This window comes from Paenibacillus polygoni, from assembly GCF_030263935.1.
Taxonomy (GTDB): domain Bacteria; phylum Bacillota; class Bacilli; order Paenibacillales; family Paenibacillaceae; genus Paenibacillus; species Paenibacillus polygoni.
In genome coordinates, this window is record NZ_CP127162.1 from 1,601,460 (window position 1) to 1,617,064 (window position 15,605).

Genomic DNA, 15,605 nt, shown 5'->3' on the forward strand with positions numbered 1-15,605 from the left:
TAATTGTCTGAAGAAATCATATGAGATATAAAGATCAAAGTCTCATAAGCTACTAAGGAAAGAGGGAGATCGTACAAATGAGAATTACAAAACAAAAATCGTGGAAAGTCACGCGCACATTGGTTCTATTTATGCTCATTCTGTCTATTTTTTCAGTAAGCTTGCCTAGTAAGGCAGAAGCTGCTGACCGGGTGAGAATAGGTACACAAACCTTTACAGAGACCAAAGTGCTTGCTGAGATATATAAGGCATTAATTGAAGATCGTACAGATTTAAGTGTTGATGTAACGACAGATCTAGCTTCTTCCAGTCTGCTGCTAAGGTCACTTAGCAAAGGCGAAATGGATATGGGAAGTTTATATTCGGGAGAAATTTTTAACGGTTATTTTGAAGTTGAGGATACAAGGGATCGAGATGAAGTACTCCGTCAGGCTCAGGAAGGTTTTGATAAGCTATGGAATCTGAAATGGTATGATTCGCTTGGCTTCGAGAATACGTATACATTGGCGGTAAAACAAGAAGTTGCAGATAAGTACGGTCTTAGCAAAATGTCTGATTTAAAAGAACATGCAGGAGATATGAGAATTGGAGTGGATACGACTTGGCTTGAACGTCCGACGGATGGATATCCGGCATTCACAAAAGAGTACGGGTTTACTTTTGCTCAGACTTCTCCTATGGAAATTTCACTCGTATACTCCGCAGTTGCTGATAACATTGTAGATGTTGTTCTAGCATATACGACAGATCCAGGACTTAAAGAATTTAACCTTGTGACCCTTGAGGATGATAAACAATTCTTCCCTCCATTTGATGCTTCAACGGTTGTTCGTAAAGAGCTGATTGAAGAGCATCCTGAACTGGATGAAGTGCTTTCTTCACTTGTGGGAACGATTGATGCAGATACGATGACAGAGCTTAGTTATCAAGTAGATGTAGAAAAAATGGAACCGCGGACCGTCGCGATGAAGTATTTGGTCGATCTTGGATTACTTGACGAATCAAAGCTTCCTGCATCAGCGATGCATCCAGATGCGAATTCATTCATGAAATTTTATTATTACGTTACGGAAAATGCATCTTACTTATTACATTTAACATGGGTACATATTTTAATGGTGCTTTGCGGGTTGGGACTTGCTTTAGTTATAGGGATTCCGCTTGGTATTCTTAGTGCTCGTTATGAAAAAACAGGCAGAGTCATCATGTTCTTTACGAACATTATTCAAGTACTTCCAAGTATGGCTCTGCTCGTTCTACTCATGGTTATGTTCGGTCTCGGATTCAAAAGTGTCGTTATTGGGTTATTCCTTTACTCTTTAAATCCCGTCGTGCGTAATACGTTTGTAGGCTTGAAGGAAGTTAGTCCTGGACTTCAGGATGCAGGAAAAGGGATGGGCATGAGCCGGTTCCAACTGCTGTGGAAAGTGGAAATGCCTTTATCCATTCCATTCCTTATGGCAGGTTTACGTGTAGCTGCGGTCATTGCAATTGGTGTAGCTGCACTCGCACCGATTATCGGGGGCGATGGACTTGGCCGTGAAATCTATGCAGGTCTTAATCAGCGGCATAATATTAAAATACTAGCAGGTGCCATCCCTGCTGCTTTACTTGCCATTCTGGCTGATATCTTCCTTGGAAGACTGGCAGAACGATTTAAAATAGCAAAACGGTAAAAGGAAACAGTCTGAACTTCGGTTCGGACTGTTTTTCTTCCATTTGGCCGATAATGCAGGAGAGTGACTAGTTATTTTGTTTTGTTTTTTGAAGCAGAGTTCCCATGTGTTATCATATAGGGAGAAGTGAAACAAGAGTAAGAGAGGTGTATCTATGGAAAAGTTTATTTTGATTGATGGAAATAGTATTATTTATCGAGCCTTTTTTGCCATGCCCCCGCTGACGAATTCGAGCGGATTACATACAAACGCGGTGTACGGATTTACGACCATGCTTCTTCGGTTGCTGGAAGAACACAAGCCGACACATATGATGGTGGCTTTTGATGCAGGGAAAGTAACGTTCCGCCATGAAGGTTATGAAGAATATAAGGGTGGACGCCAAAAAACTCCGCCTGAATTATCGGAACAATTCCCTGTACTGAAAGAACTGCTTACCGCATTCGGTATTGCTCAGTTTGAACTATCTGGATATGAAGCAGACGATATCATTGGAACGCTCACCAAACGTGCCGATGAAGCGGGCCGCGAAGTTCTTGTGGTTACGGGTGACAAAGATATGTTACAGCTGGCATCGGAGAACGTAAATATTGCACTTACTCGGAAAGGCGTATCTGAAATTGAAAATTACGGTCCAAAAGAGATTGAAGAACGCTACGGTCTTTCTCCGCTGCAAATAATTGATCTTAAAGGATTGATGGGTGATCCTTCTGATAATATCCCTGGTGTTCCTGGAGTGGGAGAGAAAACAGCACTGAAGTTGCTTCATCAGTTTGGATCAGTTGAAGAGGTGCTGAGCAATACTTCGGAACTCAAAGGGAAAATGAAAGAAAAAATAGAAACGCATGCAGAAGATGCACGGCTCAGTAAACGGCTGGCTACTATTTACCGCGAAGTACCGCTGGAGAAAACTTGGGATGACATGGTATTCGGAGGTATTCAGGAAGAGTCTGCTGCTCCGGCACTTGCGAAGCTGGAATTCAAATCATTGTTAGATCGACTTGCCTTTACTGTTAAACAGGCAGATGCGAATGAGAATACACCGGAAGAAGAAGAGATTGAGACTGTTATTGTAACGGAAGAAAACATAGCAGAATTACTCCCATTACTTCCAGGTATGAAGATTGTCCATGTCGAATCTCGAGGGGACAACCCGCATCACGCGGCTTTAATTGGGATTGTGCTGACAGATCGTGAAAAATATTATTTTATTACCCCAGAGATGCTTTCTACGGAAGCATGTGCAGGGGTAAGAGAGTGGCTTGGGGATGCGGAGTACCCGAAACAAGGATATGATCTGCATAGAGTAGACCTTGTACTGCATGCAAATGGGTTGCCATTTGCAGGGGCTGATTTTGATGTGCATCTTGCAGGTTATCTGCTTGATCCTACAGATTCAAACCAGACGCTATGGGGAGTCGCATCGAAATATGGTCTGGCTCGCCTGCAGTCAGATGACGAAGTGTTCGGTAAAGGGGCTAAATATAAACTTCCCGAAGAGAAAGTGGTATGCGAATATTTATGCCGCAAAGCAGAAACGATCTCCCGTCTGATTCCGCTGCAGCAGAAGGACTTGGAAGAGACAGGAATGCATGAACTTTTCTATGATCTAGAGATGCCTTTGTCACGCATCCTTGCTGACATGGAGAAGCAGGGAATCAAAGCCAATGTAGATGAGCTTAAAGCGCTTGGATCTGAATTTGAACAGACCATAGCTTCTTTAGTTGCGAAAATTTATGAGATTGCGGGAACTGAATTTAATCTGAACTCGCCAAAACAACTAGGCGAAATTCTTTTTGATAAATTGGGATTACCGGTTATTAAAAAAACAAAGACAGGTTACTCAACCGATGCAGAAGTACTAGAGAAACTTGCTCCGTATCATGAAATTGTTCAGCACATTTTAGAGTACCGCTCAATTGCGAAACTGCAATCGACGTATGTAGAAGGATTACTGAAAGAAATTTCGGATAAAACAGGAAAAGTGCATACGTACTATCGACAAACGATTGCTGCCACCGGCAGACTCAGCAGTCAGTTTCCAAACCTGCAGAACATTCCGATTCGTCTCGAAGAAGGACGTAAAATCCGCAAAGTGTTTGTTCCTTCTGAAGAGAATTGGTACATTCTCGCTGCCGATTATTCTCAGATCGAACTTCGTGTGCTTGCTCACATCTCGGATGACGATAATCTAAAAGAAGCTTTTGTACATGATATGGATATTCATACCAAAACAGCAATGGATGTATTTGGAGTGGAGGAATCAGCGGTAGACAGCAATATGCGGAGATCCGCAAAAGCTGTTAACTTCGGAATCGTATATGGAATTAGCGATTACGGTCTGTCTCAGAACTTGAACATTACAAGAAAAGAAGCATCGCAGTTTATTGAGCAGTATTTTGATGTGTTCAAAGGTGTTCGTAAATTTATGGACGATATCGTGAAACAGGCTAAACAAGACGGGTATGTAACGACACTTCTTGGTCGCCGCCGTTATTTACCAGAAATTAATGCAAGCAACTTTAATCTTCGTTCTTTTGCAGAACGTACAGCGATGAATACGCCGATTCAAGGAACTGCTGCTGATATTATCAAGCTGGCTATGGTGCACATGGATGCAGCACTTACGGAGAAAAATCTGAAAAGCCGGATGCTGTTGCAGGTACACGATGAATTGGTATTTGAAGTGCCGGAAGAGGAATTAGAAATAATGAAGGAATTAGTACCTGAAGTGATGGGTAAAGCCTTGGAATTAGCCGTTCCACTGAAAGCAGAAGTCAGCTTCGGAAGAAACTGGTATGAGGCGAAGTAAATCCCGTGTATAAGGGTATAAGATTGCCTCAAAATCCGCTATAATGGAGGATGAGGTGAAGACATCATGCCGGAACTTCCGGAAGTAGAAACAGTCAAAAAAACATTAAATTCGTTAATCGTAGGAAAATATATAGATCGTGTTACCGTTCATTTACCGCGAATCATTCAGCGGCCAGATGATATTGATGCATTTGCTATGGAGCTTGTCGGACATACCATTCAAGGTGTGGAACGCAGAGGTAAATTTTTGAGAATCATCCTGGATGGACTTGTACTTGTCTCTCATCTCCGTATGGAGGGACGTTATGGTTTATATTCGGAAGATGAGCCACTAGAGAAACATACGCATGTTGTATTTCATTTCTCTGATGGAACAGAGCTTCGTTACAAGGATGTAAGACAGTTTGGCACCATGCATCTATTTCCCACGGGGGAAGATCTTACGAACAAACCGCTGATGAAGCTAGGGCTTGAGCCGCTAGACGAATCTTTTACACTAGACGCTTTTCGTAAAGCGATTGGGAAACGATCTACCAAGATCAAGACGGCTCTTCTTAATCAGGAATATGTCGTAGGGATTGGGAATATTTATGTTGATGAGTCGCTATTTAGGGCAGGGATTCATCCAGAACAACCCGCGAATACGCTCACGGACGAGCAGTTTGAACTGCTTCATCAGTCTATCATTGATACACTTCTTGAGGCGGTACAAGCTGGCGGATCTACCATTAAATCTTATGTCAACGGCCAAGGTGAAATGGGCATGTTTCAGCATCAGTTCAAAATATATGGCCGTCAAAATCAGCCTTGTGAACAATGTGGAACAATGATTGTCAAGACTGTGGTAGGTGGACGCGGTACTCATACCTGCCCAAGATGTCAGGTTTTGGCGTAACGAATGGATATAAACAAGCTCCAGGTAAGCGAGCCTTGATGAATAGGCACCCTTTTAACCCGGTTCCCATATACTGCTAGGGCAACGCAGTTTTAGGCATTAGCCTGCTTTCTGCTAAGAAGCAGCTTTGCGGCCTAGTTAGGGGAGGAATGAAGGGTGCCTCATTTATTGACGTTATTTTTGCTTGCTTTTGCGCTTAGTCTGGATGGCTTTGGTATAGGCATTACATACGGACTTCGCAAAATGAAAATTCCTTGGCTATCGATCGCAATTATCTCCATCTGCTCTGGTCTTGTGATTGGAGTTTCGATGCAAATTGGAGTTTTATTATCCGCTTTCGTATCTCCGAGTGTAGCATCATGGATTGGAGCAGGGATTCTCATTGCTATGGGAACCTGGTCACTCATTCAGTCATTTAGGTCCAAATCTGCAGATTCGGAGACGGATCCATGGAAAGAAAAAGCGAACTTATCTTCAGATACTTCGCTTTTATCTCAGGAAACGGGAAAGAATAGTATGGCTGAGGCGGAATCGTCTGAATCGGAATCAAAAACTACCGTTTTTTTATTGGAGATTCAAAAGTTTGGTCTTGTAATTCAAATACTAAAGAAACCTTCTGCTGCAGATATGGACGATTCAGGAAGTATTTCGGGTTATGAAGCGATGTGGCTTGGGATTGCATTATCTTTAGATGCCTTTGGCGCTGGGCTGGGGGCTGCACTGCTTGGTTTACCACCTTTATTAACCTCAGTAATGATCGCTTTTTTCAGCGGTTTGTTTCTCGTCTTTGGTTTAAAGGCAGGTTTTCGTTTTGCAAACTCAAGTTTTGTACAGTCTTTGACAGCCTTGCCTGCCATTATGTTAATTATTATGGGAATATTGAAGCTGATTTAATTTGAGGTGAATACATGAATATTGGATTAACAGGCGGAATTGCGTCAGGTAAAAGCAGTGTTTCCAAGCTTCTTGTAAGCCTTGGAGCGATTTTAATTGATGCAGATCAGATCGCTCGGGAAGTCATGCTTCCCGGGCACCCTGTGCTTGCTGCTGTTACAAAACATTTCGGACAAGTTGTTCTGCTAGAAGATGGATCACTGAACCGTAAGAAGCTCGGTGAGCTAGTTTTTAATCATCCAGATCAGCTTCAAGCATTAAATCAAATTACTCATCCTGCCATTCGTCAGGAGATGAGAGACCGTAAGCATAAATTCGAAGAGCAGTTTCCAGACCGTCTTATTGTTGCTGATATTCCTCTTCTCTATGAGTCAGGACTTGAAGATGGGTATGATCAGATCATGCTGGTATATGTACCAAGAGAAGTTCAATTAGAGCGGTTAATGAAGAGAGATGGATTGAACAAGGATCAGGCAATTCTGCGCCTAAAAGCACAGATGGATATAGAAGAGAAGAAACAAAAGGCAGATATCATTATAGATAACAGCGGAGATTTTGAAGAAACGAAGAAGCAAATTTTGGCCTTCTGGCGTGACACGGGTCTATCATGAGATGGCTTCGTAAAAAAAGAGTACTGCTTGTTATACTTGTTTCCTTTTTATTTCTTCTATTTTTTAATACCAATTGGATGTCTTGGTTTTATCCCATTCATTATAAAGATGAGATTCGGACACAAGCAAAAGCTTATGATGTGGACCCATTTCTCGTAGCCTCCATTATTCGAGTGGAGTCCAATTATAAACTGAGCCGTGAATCGAAAAAGGGAGCCATTGGTTTAATGCAGCTTATGCCGGACACAGCGAACTGGGTGCTGGAGAAAAAACAGAAAAAGAACGTTACGTTGGATGAACTGAAGCATGAACCTGAGGCAAATATAGAAATAGGTACTTGGTATCTTGATTATTTATCCGATCATTTTGATGGTAATCCGATCGCAGCGATCGCAGCTTATAACGCAGGACAAGGGAATGTAGGCAGTTGGATTAAGAAGGGTTTATGGGATGGAAAACTCGATACGATTAATGAGATCCCGGTAGGAGAAACCCGGCATTATGTTCAGCGGGTTATTTATTATTATAATCAGTATAAAGACATTTATAAGGAATTCTGATCTTTTTACTATTTGTACTGCGAAAATACGAATAAATGCTGGACAGGCCAGCCTAATGGCTAACCTGTCCAGCACTTTATAATTACTAATTATTGAAATTGACCAGCGAGTTGTTGTTCACCGATTGTTACAAGACGTTTCGTGATGTAACCCCCGATTGAACCGTTCTCGTAGGAAGTCATGTTACCTTGGTATCCATCTTGTGGGATACTGATACCTAGTTCTTGAGCGATCTCATACTTCATTTGCTCAAGAGCACCAGAAGCGCTAGATACAACTAGTTGGTTTGAGTTTCCGTTGTTACCTTGTGCCATTGCCTTTCACCTCCTTGCGAGTTGGTAAAAGTATTATGTCTCAGAAATGTGATTTTCATTACACTTTTTAAAAGAAAAATAGTTGGAAAGTATATACAATAAAAGGAGTGATGTTCGTGAAATGTCCGTATTGCGCGTACGAAGGTACGAAAGTACTGGATTCTCGGCCCGCTAATGAGAACAAGTCCATTCGCAGACGCCGCGAATGTGAACAATGTAACCGCAGGTTTACCACTTTTGAGACGATCGAGGAGACACCGCTGATTGTTATCAAAAAAGATGGAAGCAGAGAAGAGTTTAGCAGAGAAAAACTGCTTAGAGGATTGATCAGGGCTTGTGAGAAACGTCCTGTATCTGTTGAACAGCTGGATCATATCGCGTCTATCGTAGAGTCTTCTTTACGAAATACAGCAGTTGCTGAAGTAGAGAGCAGAGACATTGGAGAGCTTGTGATGGAACAGCTGTATCCCGTTGATGAAGTTGCTTATGTGCGTTTTGCTTCAGTATATAGGCAGTTTAAAGATATCAATATGTTTATGAAAGAACTAAAAACGTTATTATCCAAAGAACCCTACGAAGAGTAAAGATACCTTTATAATAAAGGAGAATTCACTTTCATGATACATAGTCGAAAAATATGGCTTGAATCGATGTTTCGAATAGCAGATCCTGTATTGGAATCTTTATCGAACCGGAAGTTAAAGGAACTCATGCCTGTGGATTCTCCCTTAGTGGGTAGGGAAACCTATGCTCATCTTGAAGCACTTGGCAGATTGCTTGCGGGAATAGCTCCATGGTTAGAACGTAAGCAGGATGGAGAAGAAGAAGTTTTAAGAGATAAGTATGCAGTGATGGCTAGACAAGCCATTGACGCTGGAACGGATCCGAATTCACCAGATTTTATGAACTTTACAGAAGGCGGTCAGCCGCTGGTAGATGCAGCTTTTTTATCTCATGCGATTGTGAGAGCTCCTCAGGAACTTTACGGACAGCTTGAACCGAGAGTAAAGCAGCAGCTTATTGAGTGCTTAAAGAAGACACGTCGTATCAAAGCCGTCCCCTCGAATTGGCTGTTATTCTCTGCTATGGTTGAGGCAGCCTTGTATATGATGGGAGAAGAGGATTTTGATGTGATGAGAGTCGATTACGCTCTCAAACAGCATGAGCATTGGTATCTAGGGGATGGAACCTACGGAGATGGCCCTCATTTTCATTGGGACTACTATAACAGTTTTGTCATTCAGCCTATGCTTATTGATATCCACCTTACATTCAAAGGGATGTATCCTGATTGGGACTCGGCTTACGAATTCGTATTGTCCCGAGCACGAAGATATGGTGCAGTGCTTGAACGTATGATTTCACCAGAAGGAACATTTCCTCCAGTAGGTCGTTCGCTTGCATATCGTTTTGGCGCTTTTCAGTTATTATCTCAGCTTGCACTGATGGAAACGCTTCCTGAGGAGTTAGATGGTGGAAGTGTACGCTGCGCGCTTACCGCAGTATTGCAGAGAACGCTTGCTGGGGAAGATACATTCGATGAGAACGGATGGCTTCGGATTGGATTTTGTGGCAATCAACCAGATCTAGCAGAAGGTTATATTTCTACAGGAAGTTTATATTTGTGCAGTACCTTATTTCTGCCGCTGGGACTATCAAGTGATCATCCATTTTGGTCGATGCGAGACGCACCGTGGACACAGAAAAGAGCATGGAGCGGGCAGTCCTTTCCGCTGGATCAATCGGTATTCTAACGAATAGTTGGAGGAGTGGTAAAGAAGATGAGTAAGATGCAAATTGCAGAAAAGCTGTGGAATATCTTCCTGTTTGCTTTACTTTTTATCCTTTTTTTTATAGCAGGTAAATATATAATCTTCTCTTATGTTCAGTTGGATTCATTGTTATACCAGAATTTCATTGAAATCGTTTATGTTGTAGTTGCAGTCATGTTATCTCGATTGTTGTCTGTGACTGCATTATCATTTGAGCGAATGAATTCTAGTCATCATTGAGCCCTCTAGAAAGCTGAAAGCGTCACTGAAAAAGGTGCTGCGTACCTAATATAATAATGATTACCCCCATGATTATACTGATGATCCCAGCGAACTTAACATAGGAAAGCCACATATCACTGGGCTCTTTATCGTAACCTATTCTTTTGAATAACCAAGAATCAGGACGCTTGATAGCGAGAATCCCAAGTGCTATTACACAAACACCCATGAGAAAATAAAAATTAAACATCTGATCAGCTCCTTTTAAGTAATGACGCTATAGCATGAAATTAAGTTATATTCTATTTTATTTGTTAATTTGAATTTCAATAAAAATACTTGCGACGATGCGTACTTAAGTGTATAATAAGTAAGTCGGAAAGTTACTGGAGACACAAACTTTGAATTCATATCAACTACATAATTAAGGGGCCTTAGCTCAGCTGGGAGAGCGCATCGCTGGCAGCGATGAGGTCAGGGGTTCGATCCCCCTAGGCTCCATACACGAAAACCCTTGTTATATAAGGGTTTTTTCTTTTTATTAAGGCTTGGAAGGAATATTGGGGACAAAAAACGAGTGGGTTGAAATATTGCGGATATTTATGGATTTATGGGGACATTTTCTTGTATCGGGTTATTTTCATGTAAGAATGAACTAATTTTGTCGCTGATCAAGCTGCAAGTTAGGAAGTACAAAGCGGTACAGATCAAGAGTGATAAACAATACTCTTACGGCTAAATCTCAGAAATTATAACAGAAGATGATCTATAAAGAAGCACGCCTCAATAGGAGAGCGTGTTTTTTTGTTTTTTGTGATCAGGGAACACTTTTGTTTGGAGGGAAGGGGGAAGGAAAGGTGGACTGGAGCGTTTTTATAATCCTAAATCCTAATCTCAGCGTTAGTGTGATTAGTGATATTTGGCTGGGATGGACAGGTAACAAAAGCCTTTCGAACAGAAGCAGTGCTGGAAGCGAAAGCGAAAGTAAATATATCGTGGATGTGTCTTATACAAGCGAGGGATGGATGACAGTAGGCTTTACCCTAAAACTAACACCGAAAGTGCCGAACAAGACTATTGTATATCGAGTGACTTGATTTGCGGTAGTACGAACCATATGGATGCTTGGTTGGAGTCCTAGGTCACTCACACATGGTGTTTCTGTGGTGCATTTGCTGCCTATATGGTCATCCATTTGTAAAGAAACCAAACAGGGAGCTCACCAAAGGAATTAACTTACGAAAGAGGGGAGGGGATTCTTATTGTCAACGCTAACTGAGGTCCAAGCAAAGTCTGCTCCTATCATCAGTCAGATACAAAATGAAGCTGTCCGTCTTGCCACGTTGAAACTTATCGAGCGATGTTATAAACGAGGAGTCGAGATCAGAATAACCCAAGGATTTAGAACGACAGAAGAACAAAATGCACTTTATGCCCAAGGGAGAACTACTCCCGGCCCTATCGTAACGAATGCACGCGGTGGACAGTCTTATCACAACTATAGCTTGGCGATTGATTTTGTCCTGATCAAGGGCGGATACAATATGCAATATGATGGAGATAGTGACGGAATAGCTGATTGGGTAGAAGTGGTTACAGAAGCAAAAGCACTTGGTTTTGCATGGGGTGGAGATTGGAAATCTTTCAAAGACGATCCACACTTTGAGATGAGCTTTGGTTTATCATTAGCTGATCTTAGATCCGGAAAGCGACCGAGCAGCACACAGATTTCAAAGGCCATATCCCAAATAAATGCTTTAGATGATAAGGAGGAGGAGCGTATGTCTGAACAACTGGAAAAGAAATTGGATGAGTTCAAAAAAGCTGCAGAGGCACAATTCACAGCATTGGATGAAAAGTTCAAGTTGCTCGAAAAGAGACACGCTGTGCCCGCTTGGGCAGATAAACTTTTATCTGATATGAAGCAAAAGAACTTAATTACTTCTACTAATGATAAGGGGTATGATTTTTCTACCATTGCTCAGATGATGAAGAATGCGGGGATGCTTGAAAAAACATTTCTTGATCACGTTGCCCAGATCAACAAAGGGGAACACAAAAACGAATCAAAGTAAGAGGAAATGGTATTTAAGCCCGGGGTATTGGTATCCTCGGGCTTTTTAGAGATTTTTGAAAAAAAGGGTGTGGATTTTAATGTTGGATTAGGCAACTTAATGACTTAATCTTAATCTTTCATATAAAAGCCGATTCAATTAAATTAGGGAGTTATGATGATTCTAAAGTAAACGATGCCAGACTGGCATTTCCCATTCCCTTGTATTGGAAATACAAGGCATGATCTCCGTCAGGAATGGTGATTTCGGCTGTATACGTCGTCCATATATTTGTGAAATCGATAGGAATAGATCCGAGTGAAGGACCGTTCCAATCCGTCTTTACTTCAAAACTTCCGCGGGCATAACCGCGAGTCTTGATTTTGACACGTTTTATTCCCTCGCAATGGAAGTACTTGAATCCGGCAACAGCAGAATCCTGCATGTTGGCGATATAACCGACTTCTTCATCTCCGTCCTTACCGTCTTGAGTGATCTTTGGGAAACGGCCGTCCATCCAAGCACCAAAAGAGCCAGTATACAGTTCATCGATGTTTGTGAACAGATTGCAGGCCAAGTACGCCGGATATTCACCTTGGCCGATAAGTGGACCGCCGTTCGGGCCGCTTGTTGTGATCTCGACTTGCGGTATAGTACCGTCTTCAAGGAAGGAAATCGGTTCGAAACAGCCTTGGCGGCTAAAACTTGTCCCATTCGTGTGCCGGTGGTAGAATATGTACCATTGTTCATTTACTTCTACCATACCGCCATGATTGTTGCCTCCATAATACATAGGCTTATCTGCTGGCTTGTAGGTGTCCATATGCAGGTCATTGTTGCTAACGATAACGCCGCGATACATAAAATCTTTGGTCGGATGGTGACTAGTCGCATAGCACAATTCATGCATGACAACCGAGGAATAAACTACATAGTACATATCGCCTCGCTTCCTGATGGAAGGTGCTTCAAAAAATTCATGCCCTTCAAAGCCAGTACCTTTGCTAAAGGGCTCACTTGGCACAATGATGACGGGTTCTTCCTTAATCGTTAGCATATCCGGTCCGATCACGGTGGCCATTGCACCTTTGCGCGTCCGATCGCCTACTGCGCAAAACCCGGTATATAGATAAACTTGATCTCCTTCCCATAAGACAGCTGGGTCAAATTGCGGCTGGTCACCCTCACGTTCGCCTAAACGTGTCCCATCTTCGTATTGTACGTATCCGTAGAACTCGTATTTGCCTGCAGGTGTATCGCAGACTGCGACGGAGACGACAGACACTTTATCTAGGACATAGTATAAATAATATCGTCCGTCTGGACCAAGGGTGACATCAGGTGCGTAGAGACACATATGTCCGTCTTGATTTAGCGGATCGTCCGTTTTTTCGTATATGACACCTTCATACCTCCAATCCGTCAAATGATCAGCGGGTGCAGACCAACAAACATAATCGTTTAGACAGAAGGCGTGCCCGTTAAAGCGGTCATGCGAACCGTATACATAGACTCTATCCTGAAATAAATGAGGTTCTCCATCAGGGACATATTCCCATGAAGGTAAATAAGGATTTACCCCTTGCTTTATCATAAGTGTTCCGCTCCTCTAGACATGCTAATATTTGAAGTTGAATTTAAAGATAAGGGTATGATTGACCAGGGTATGATCGGCGAATCAATCTAATCTATGTAACTATTCTTGATTATTTGTTACAGCTCAGGATAATGAATCCTGAGCTGTTATTAGAATCGTGGATGAAATCGTAGGAAATCGACAACGATTGTCTAATTACTAAATAGGTCTGGCAAAATATTATAAATATATTGGTTCTGCCAGTTCCAAGCATGTGTGCCGCTATCGGCTGCCATGAAGTAAAAATTCCCTTTCTTTGTATCCGATGAATAGATGAAGACATCCGTTAATTTTTTCATCGCATCAATTTGAGGCTTTAAGTTCGGATATGCGATATCAAGCTTACCGGTGGCACTGAAGATGTAGTAGTCCTGCAGCTTATATCCGGATTTTTTTGCCACATTGGCAAGGTACTCTGCAGTTTTCTCCGGTTGAAGACCGCCTCCGCGCTGTTCAATGACCCAGCTGTCACCACTTAACGGTATATAATATTTGAAATAGTCTAGGGCATGGATGAAGGTATACCATGTCGTGACGGACCCCATAGAGAAACCGCCGAACGCTCGGTGCTCCCGAGAATTTTTCAAATCTTCTAAACTCCCTGATTTGGCATAGGTGTTGTACTTTTTCTCCACTAAAGGAACAATGGTGTCGATTAGCTCCTCATGGAATAGCGCAACATCATTCTTACCGCCATTAAAGGTAGGCGTCACCACGATAAGAGGTTCAATATCTCCTAAGGCAATCATATTATCTAAAATTTTCTTCAATTCTTTGCTCTGCCCAGGACCGCCGAAGAGGAGATCTTCGTTCTCTCCGCCGCCATGCATCATGTAGAGAACATTGTATTTCTTATCTGTAGCGGAAGCATCATAACCATAAGGAAGATAAACGTTTAATTTTTTATCGTCCATACCGTCCTTTACATTCGGTGTTTTGTAGTGGATGCTTTCAATTTTTCCTGACTTGGTGTTTTCGGCTCGATAAGCATTTGGAAGCGGCTTGAAGTATTTTTCATTCGCGGCTTCTTCCGTCATCTCAAGCTTGCTGATTGCACTTGTAATTGCAGCATACTGACTGTCAATTTGTTCTTGGGTAATCTTTTGACCAATGAGAACGCTTTCAGTCACTACGTTAGTAAGAGCATCGGTTACCAAATTCGCATTCTTATAAAGCTTGAAATCAAGCTGTAGTGCATTTTTAACTAAGCTAAACAGATCATATGGATTTAATCCGCTGACATCTTTTTTTGCCTTTCCAGTAAGGAGAATTTCCCCGAATTTCGATGGATCATTCCAGGCAGTTTCTGTTGCGTCAAACAAATTTAAGGAACCTATACGCTCCGTTCCTACCGCATCGTTAATTTGTAATTCAATGCCAAGCACTTTTCCGTTTTCTGGTTTTGTCTTCAGCGCAATTCTTGTTTCAATTACATAACCGTCCTTCACTTTTTTCGCTGCTGTATAGTACAGGTTTGGATCTCCGTTATCCACGGATAATGCATTCTCATAATTGACGCGGATATGCAAATCTTCTGCGCCATAGTCTGTCGTTTTGTCATTGTTCTCGTCCAGAAATACTTCCACCGAATCTTGCATGTGAGGGGTTCCAGATTGAACAGACAGATTCTTATCTTTGACTTCTGCTAGAATGTATAACGCGCGGTCATCCCATAATGCTTTAAATGTAGCGGAAGTATCTATGTTAGCGGATACATGTTTAGGTGATACAGAATGTGCTTTATTCCAGATCGGATCAATTTTTCCGTCAATGACGGGGGAACCGAATTGAGCCACCATTCTTCCTTTAGAATCCAAACCATTCGTACCCACAGATATTTTGCCAGGATCTGTTTTCACGGGAGCCTCCTTATTTACGGATTTTGTTACGAGAACGTCATTTTGTGTAAATGCAGGTTCTGCCTTAACTGCAGCTGCAGAGATATCAGGTAATGAGCCGAGTGATAACATAAATACCAAGGATCCAACAGTCAACATTTTCGTAATGGGATGAAGCAGTAGCCCTATACCATTCTTCAAAAGTTCTCCTCCTTTTCAATGTAATCATTAGACTGGCTTCTGACTTTTTATCTTTCCTATAGTACTCACATCCTTTTGCTTTATATTTAATGTTCGTTTCTGAGAGAATTTAACGTTA

14 protein-coding genes and 1 tRNA gene are annotated in these 15,605 nt (G+C 41.9%); 12 read left to right on the top strand and 3 right to left on the bottom strand.

The genetic code is table 11. The features are described 5' to 3' along the window. The first annotated feature begins 77 nt into the window (after positions 1-77). The 6 genes from QPK24_RS23535 (at position 78) to QPK24_RS07755 (ending at position 7,450) form a co-directional block, all read left to right on the top strand. Positions 78-1,676 (top strand): glycine betaine ABC transporter substrate-binding protein, encoded by a 1,599-nt coding sequence (locus QPK24_RS23535; RefSeq protein ID WP_320416912.1) that lies wholly within the window; start codon positions 78-80, stop codon positions 1,674-1,676. 154 nt (positions 1,677-1,830) lie between these two features. Next, positions 1,831-4,488, top strand: coding sequence for a DNA polymerase I (polA, locus tag QPK24_RS07735; RefSeq protein WP_285747614.1), 2,658 nt, complete (start codon positions 1,831-1,833; stop codon positions 4,486-4,488). A 66-nt stretch (positions 4,489-4,554) separates the two neighbouring features. Next, positions 4,555-5,385, top strand: a complete 831-nt coding sequence (gene mutM / locus QPK24_RS07740) for a DNA-formamidopyrimidine glycosylase (protein WP_285747616.1) — start codon at positions 4,555-4,557, stop codon at positions 5,383-5,385. Between the two features lie 156 nt (positions 5,386-5,541). Then, complete coding sequence (locus QPK24_RS07745) at positions 5,542-6,279, top strand: manganese efflux pump (protein ID WP_285747618.1); 738 nt, start codon at positions 5,542-5,544, stop codon at positions 6,277-6,279. A gap of 14 nt (positions 6,280-6,293) precedes the next feature. After that, positions 6,294-6,890 carry a dephospho-CoA kinase gene (gene coaE / locus QPK24_RS07750; RefSeq protein WP_285747620.1) on the top strand — a complete coding sequence of 199 codons (597 nt, stop codon included), beginning with the start codon at positions 6,294-6,296 and terminating at the stop codon, positions 6,888-6,890. Beyond that, on the top strand, positions 6,887-7,450 hold the full coding sequence (locus tag QPK24_RS07755; protein WP_285747621.1) for a lytic transglycosylase domain-containing protein: 564 nt from the start codon (positions 6,887-6,889) through the stop codon (positions 7,448-7,450). Before coaE ends, QPK24_RS07755 begins: the two co-directional genes overlap by 4 nt. A gap of 89 nt (positions 7,451-7,539) precedes the next feature. Here the strand turns inward: QPK24_RS07755 and QPK24_RS07760 are convergent, their stop codons facing one another. Further along, the gene (locus QPK24_RS07760) at positions 7,540-7,764 is read right to left on the bottom strand and encodes an alpha/beta-type small acid-soluble spore protein (RefSeq protein WP_160032956.1); all 225 of its coding nucleotides are present in this window, start codon (positions 7,762-7,764) and stop codon (positions 7,540-7,542) included. Positions 7,765-7,880: 116 nt separating this feature from the next. On the opposite strand from QPK24_RS07760, the gene nrdR reads away from it, so the two are divergent. From nrdR to QPK24_RS07790, 6 genes are all read left to right on the top strand, one after another. After that, entirely contained in the window at positions 7,881-8,348 is a 468-nt protein-coding gene (gene nrdR, locus QPK24_RS07765; RefSeq protein WP_160032957.1) for a transcriptional regulator NrdR, read from the top strand. Between the two features lie 33 nt (positions 8,349-8,381). Then, positions 8,382-9,518, top strand: a complete 1,137-nt coding sequence (locus QPK24_RS07770) for a DUF2264 domain-containing protein (protein WP_285747622.1) — start codon at positions 8,382-8,384, stop codon at positions 9,516-9,518. 27 nt (positions 9,519-9,545) lie between these two features. Continuing rightward, positions 9,546-9,776, top strand: coding sequence for a hypothetical protein (locus QPK24_RS07775; RefSeq protein WP_285747623.1), 231 nt, complete (start codon positions 9,546-9,548; stop codon positions 9,774-9,776). Between the two features lie 410 nt (positions 9,777-10,186). Then, positions 10,187-10,259, top strand: a tRNA-Ala gene (locus QPK24_RS07780). 356 nt (positions 10,260-10,615) lie between these two features. Beyond that, the gene (locus tag QPK24_RS07785; RefSeq protein ID WP_285747624.1) at positions 10,616-10,855 is read left to right on the top strand and encodes a hypothetical protein; all 240 of its coding nucleotides are present in this window, start codon (positions 10,616-10,618) and stop codon (positions 10,853-10,855) included. 165 nt (positions 10,856-11,020) lie between these two features. Then, positions 11,021-11,833, top strand: a complete 813-nt coding sequence (locus QPK24_RS07790; RefSeq protein ID WP_285747625.1) for a M15 family metallopeptidase — start codon at positions 11,021-11,023, stop codon at positions 11,831-11,833. Positions 11,834-11,984: 151 nt separating this feature from the next. On the opposite strand, the gene QPK24_RS07795 is transcribed toward QPK24_RS07790, so the two are convergent. Further along, positions 11,985-13,406 (bottom strand): family 43 glycosylhydrolase, encoded by a 1,422-nt coding sequence (locus tag QPK24_RS07795; protein WP_285747626.1) that lies wholly within the window; start codon positions 13,404-13,406, stop codon positions 11,985-11,987. A gap of 194 nt (positions 13,407-13,600) precedes the next feature. Beyond that, on the bottom strand, positions 13,601-15,487 hold the full coding sequence (locus tag QPK24_RS07800; protein WP_285747627.1) for a sugar-binding protein: 1,887 nt from the start codon (positions 15,485-15,487) through the stop codon (positions 13,601-13,603). Positions 15,488-15,605 lie beyond the last annotated feature (118 nt).

What these genes read in the sequence shown, in the direction of transcription:
- QPK24_RS23535 (WP_320416912.1), top strand. Translation starts at nt 78, where the DNA reads ATGAGAATTACAAAACAAAAATCGTGGAAAGTCACGCGCACATTGGTT.
- polA (WP_285747614.1), top strand. Translation starts at nt 1,831, where the DNA reads ATGGAAAAGTTTATTTTGATTGATGGAAATAGTATTATTTATCGAGCC.
- mutM (WP_285747616.1), top strand. Translation starts at nt 4,555, where the DNA reads ATGCCGGAACTTCCGGAAGTAGAAACAGTCAAAAAAACATTAAATTCG.
- coaE (WP_285747620.1), top strand. Translation starts at nt 6,294, where the DNA reads ATGAATATTGGATTAACAGGCGGAATTGCGTCAGGTAAAAGCAGTGTT.
- QPK24_RS07755 (WP_285747621.1), top strand. Translation starts at nt 6,887, where the DNA reads ATGAGATGGCTTCGTAAAAAAAGAGTACTGCTTGTTATACTTGTTTCC.
- QPK24_RS07760 (WP_160032956.1), bottom strand. Translation starts at nt 7,764, where the DNA reads ATGGCACAAGGTAACAACGGAAACTCAAACCAACTAGTTGTATCTAGC.
- QPK24_RS07770 (WP_285747622.1), top strand. Translation starts at nt 8,382, where the DNA reads ATGATACATAGTCGAAAAATATGGCTTGAATCGATGTTTCGAATAGCA.
- QPK24_RS07775 (WP_285747623.1), top strand. Translation starts at nt 9,546, where the DNA reads ATGAGTAAGATGCAAATTGCAGAAAAGCTGTGGAATATCTTCCTGTTT.
- QPK24_RS07795 (WP_285747626.1), bottom strand. Translation starts at nt 13,406, where the DNA reads ATGATAAAGCAAGGGGTAAATCCTTATTTACCTTCATGGGAATATGTC.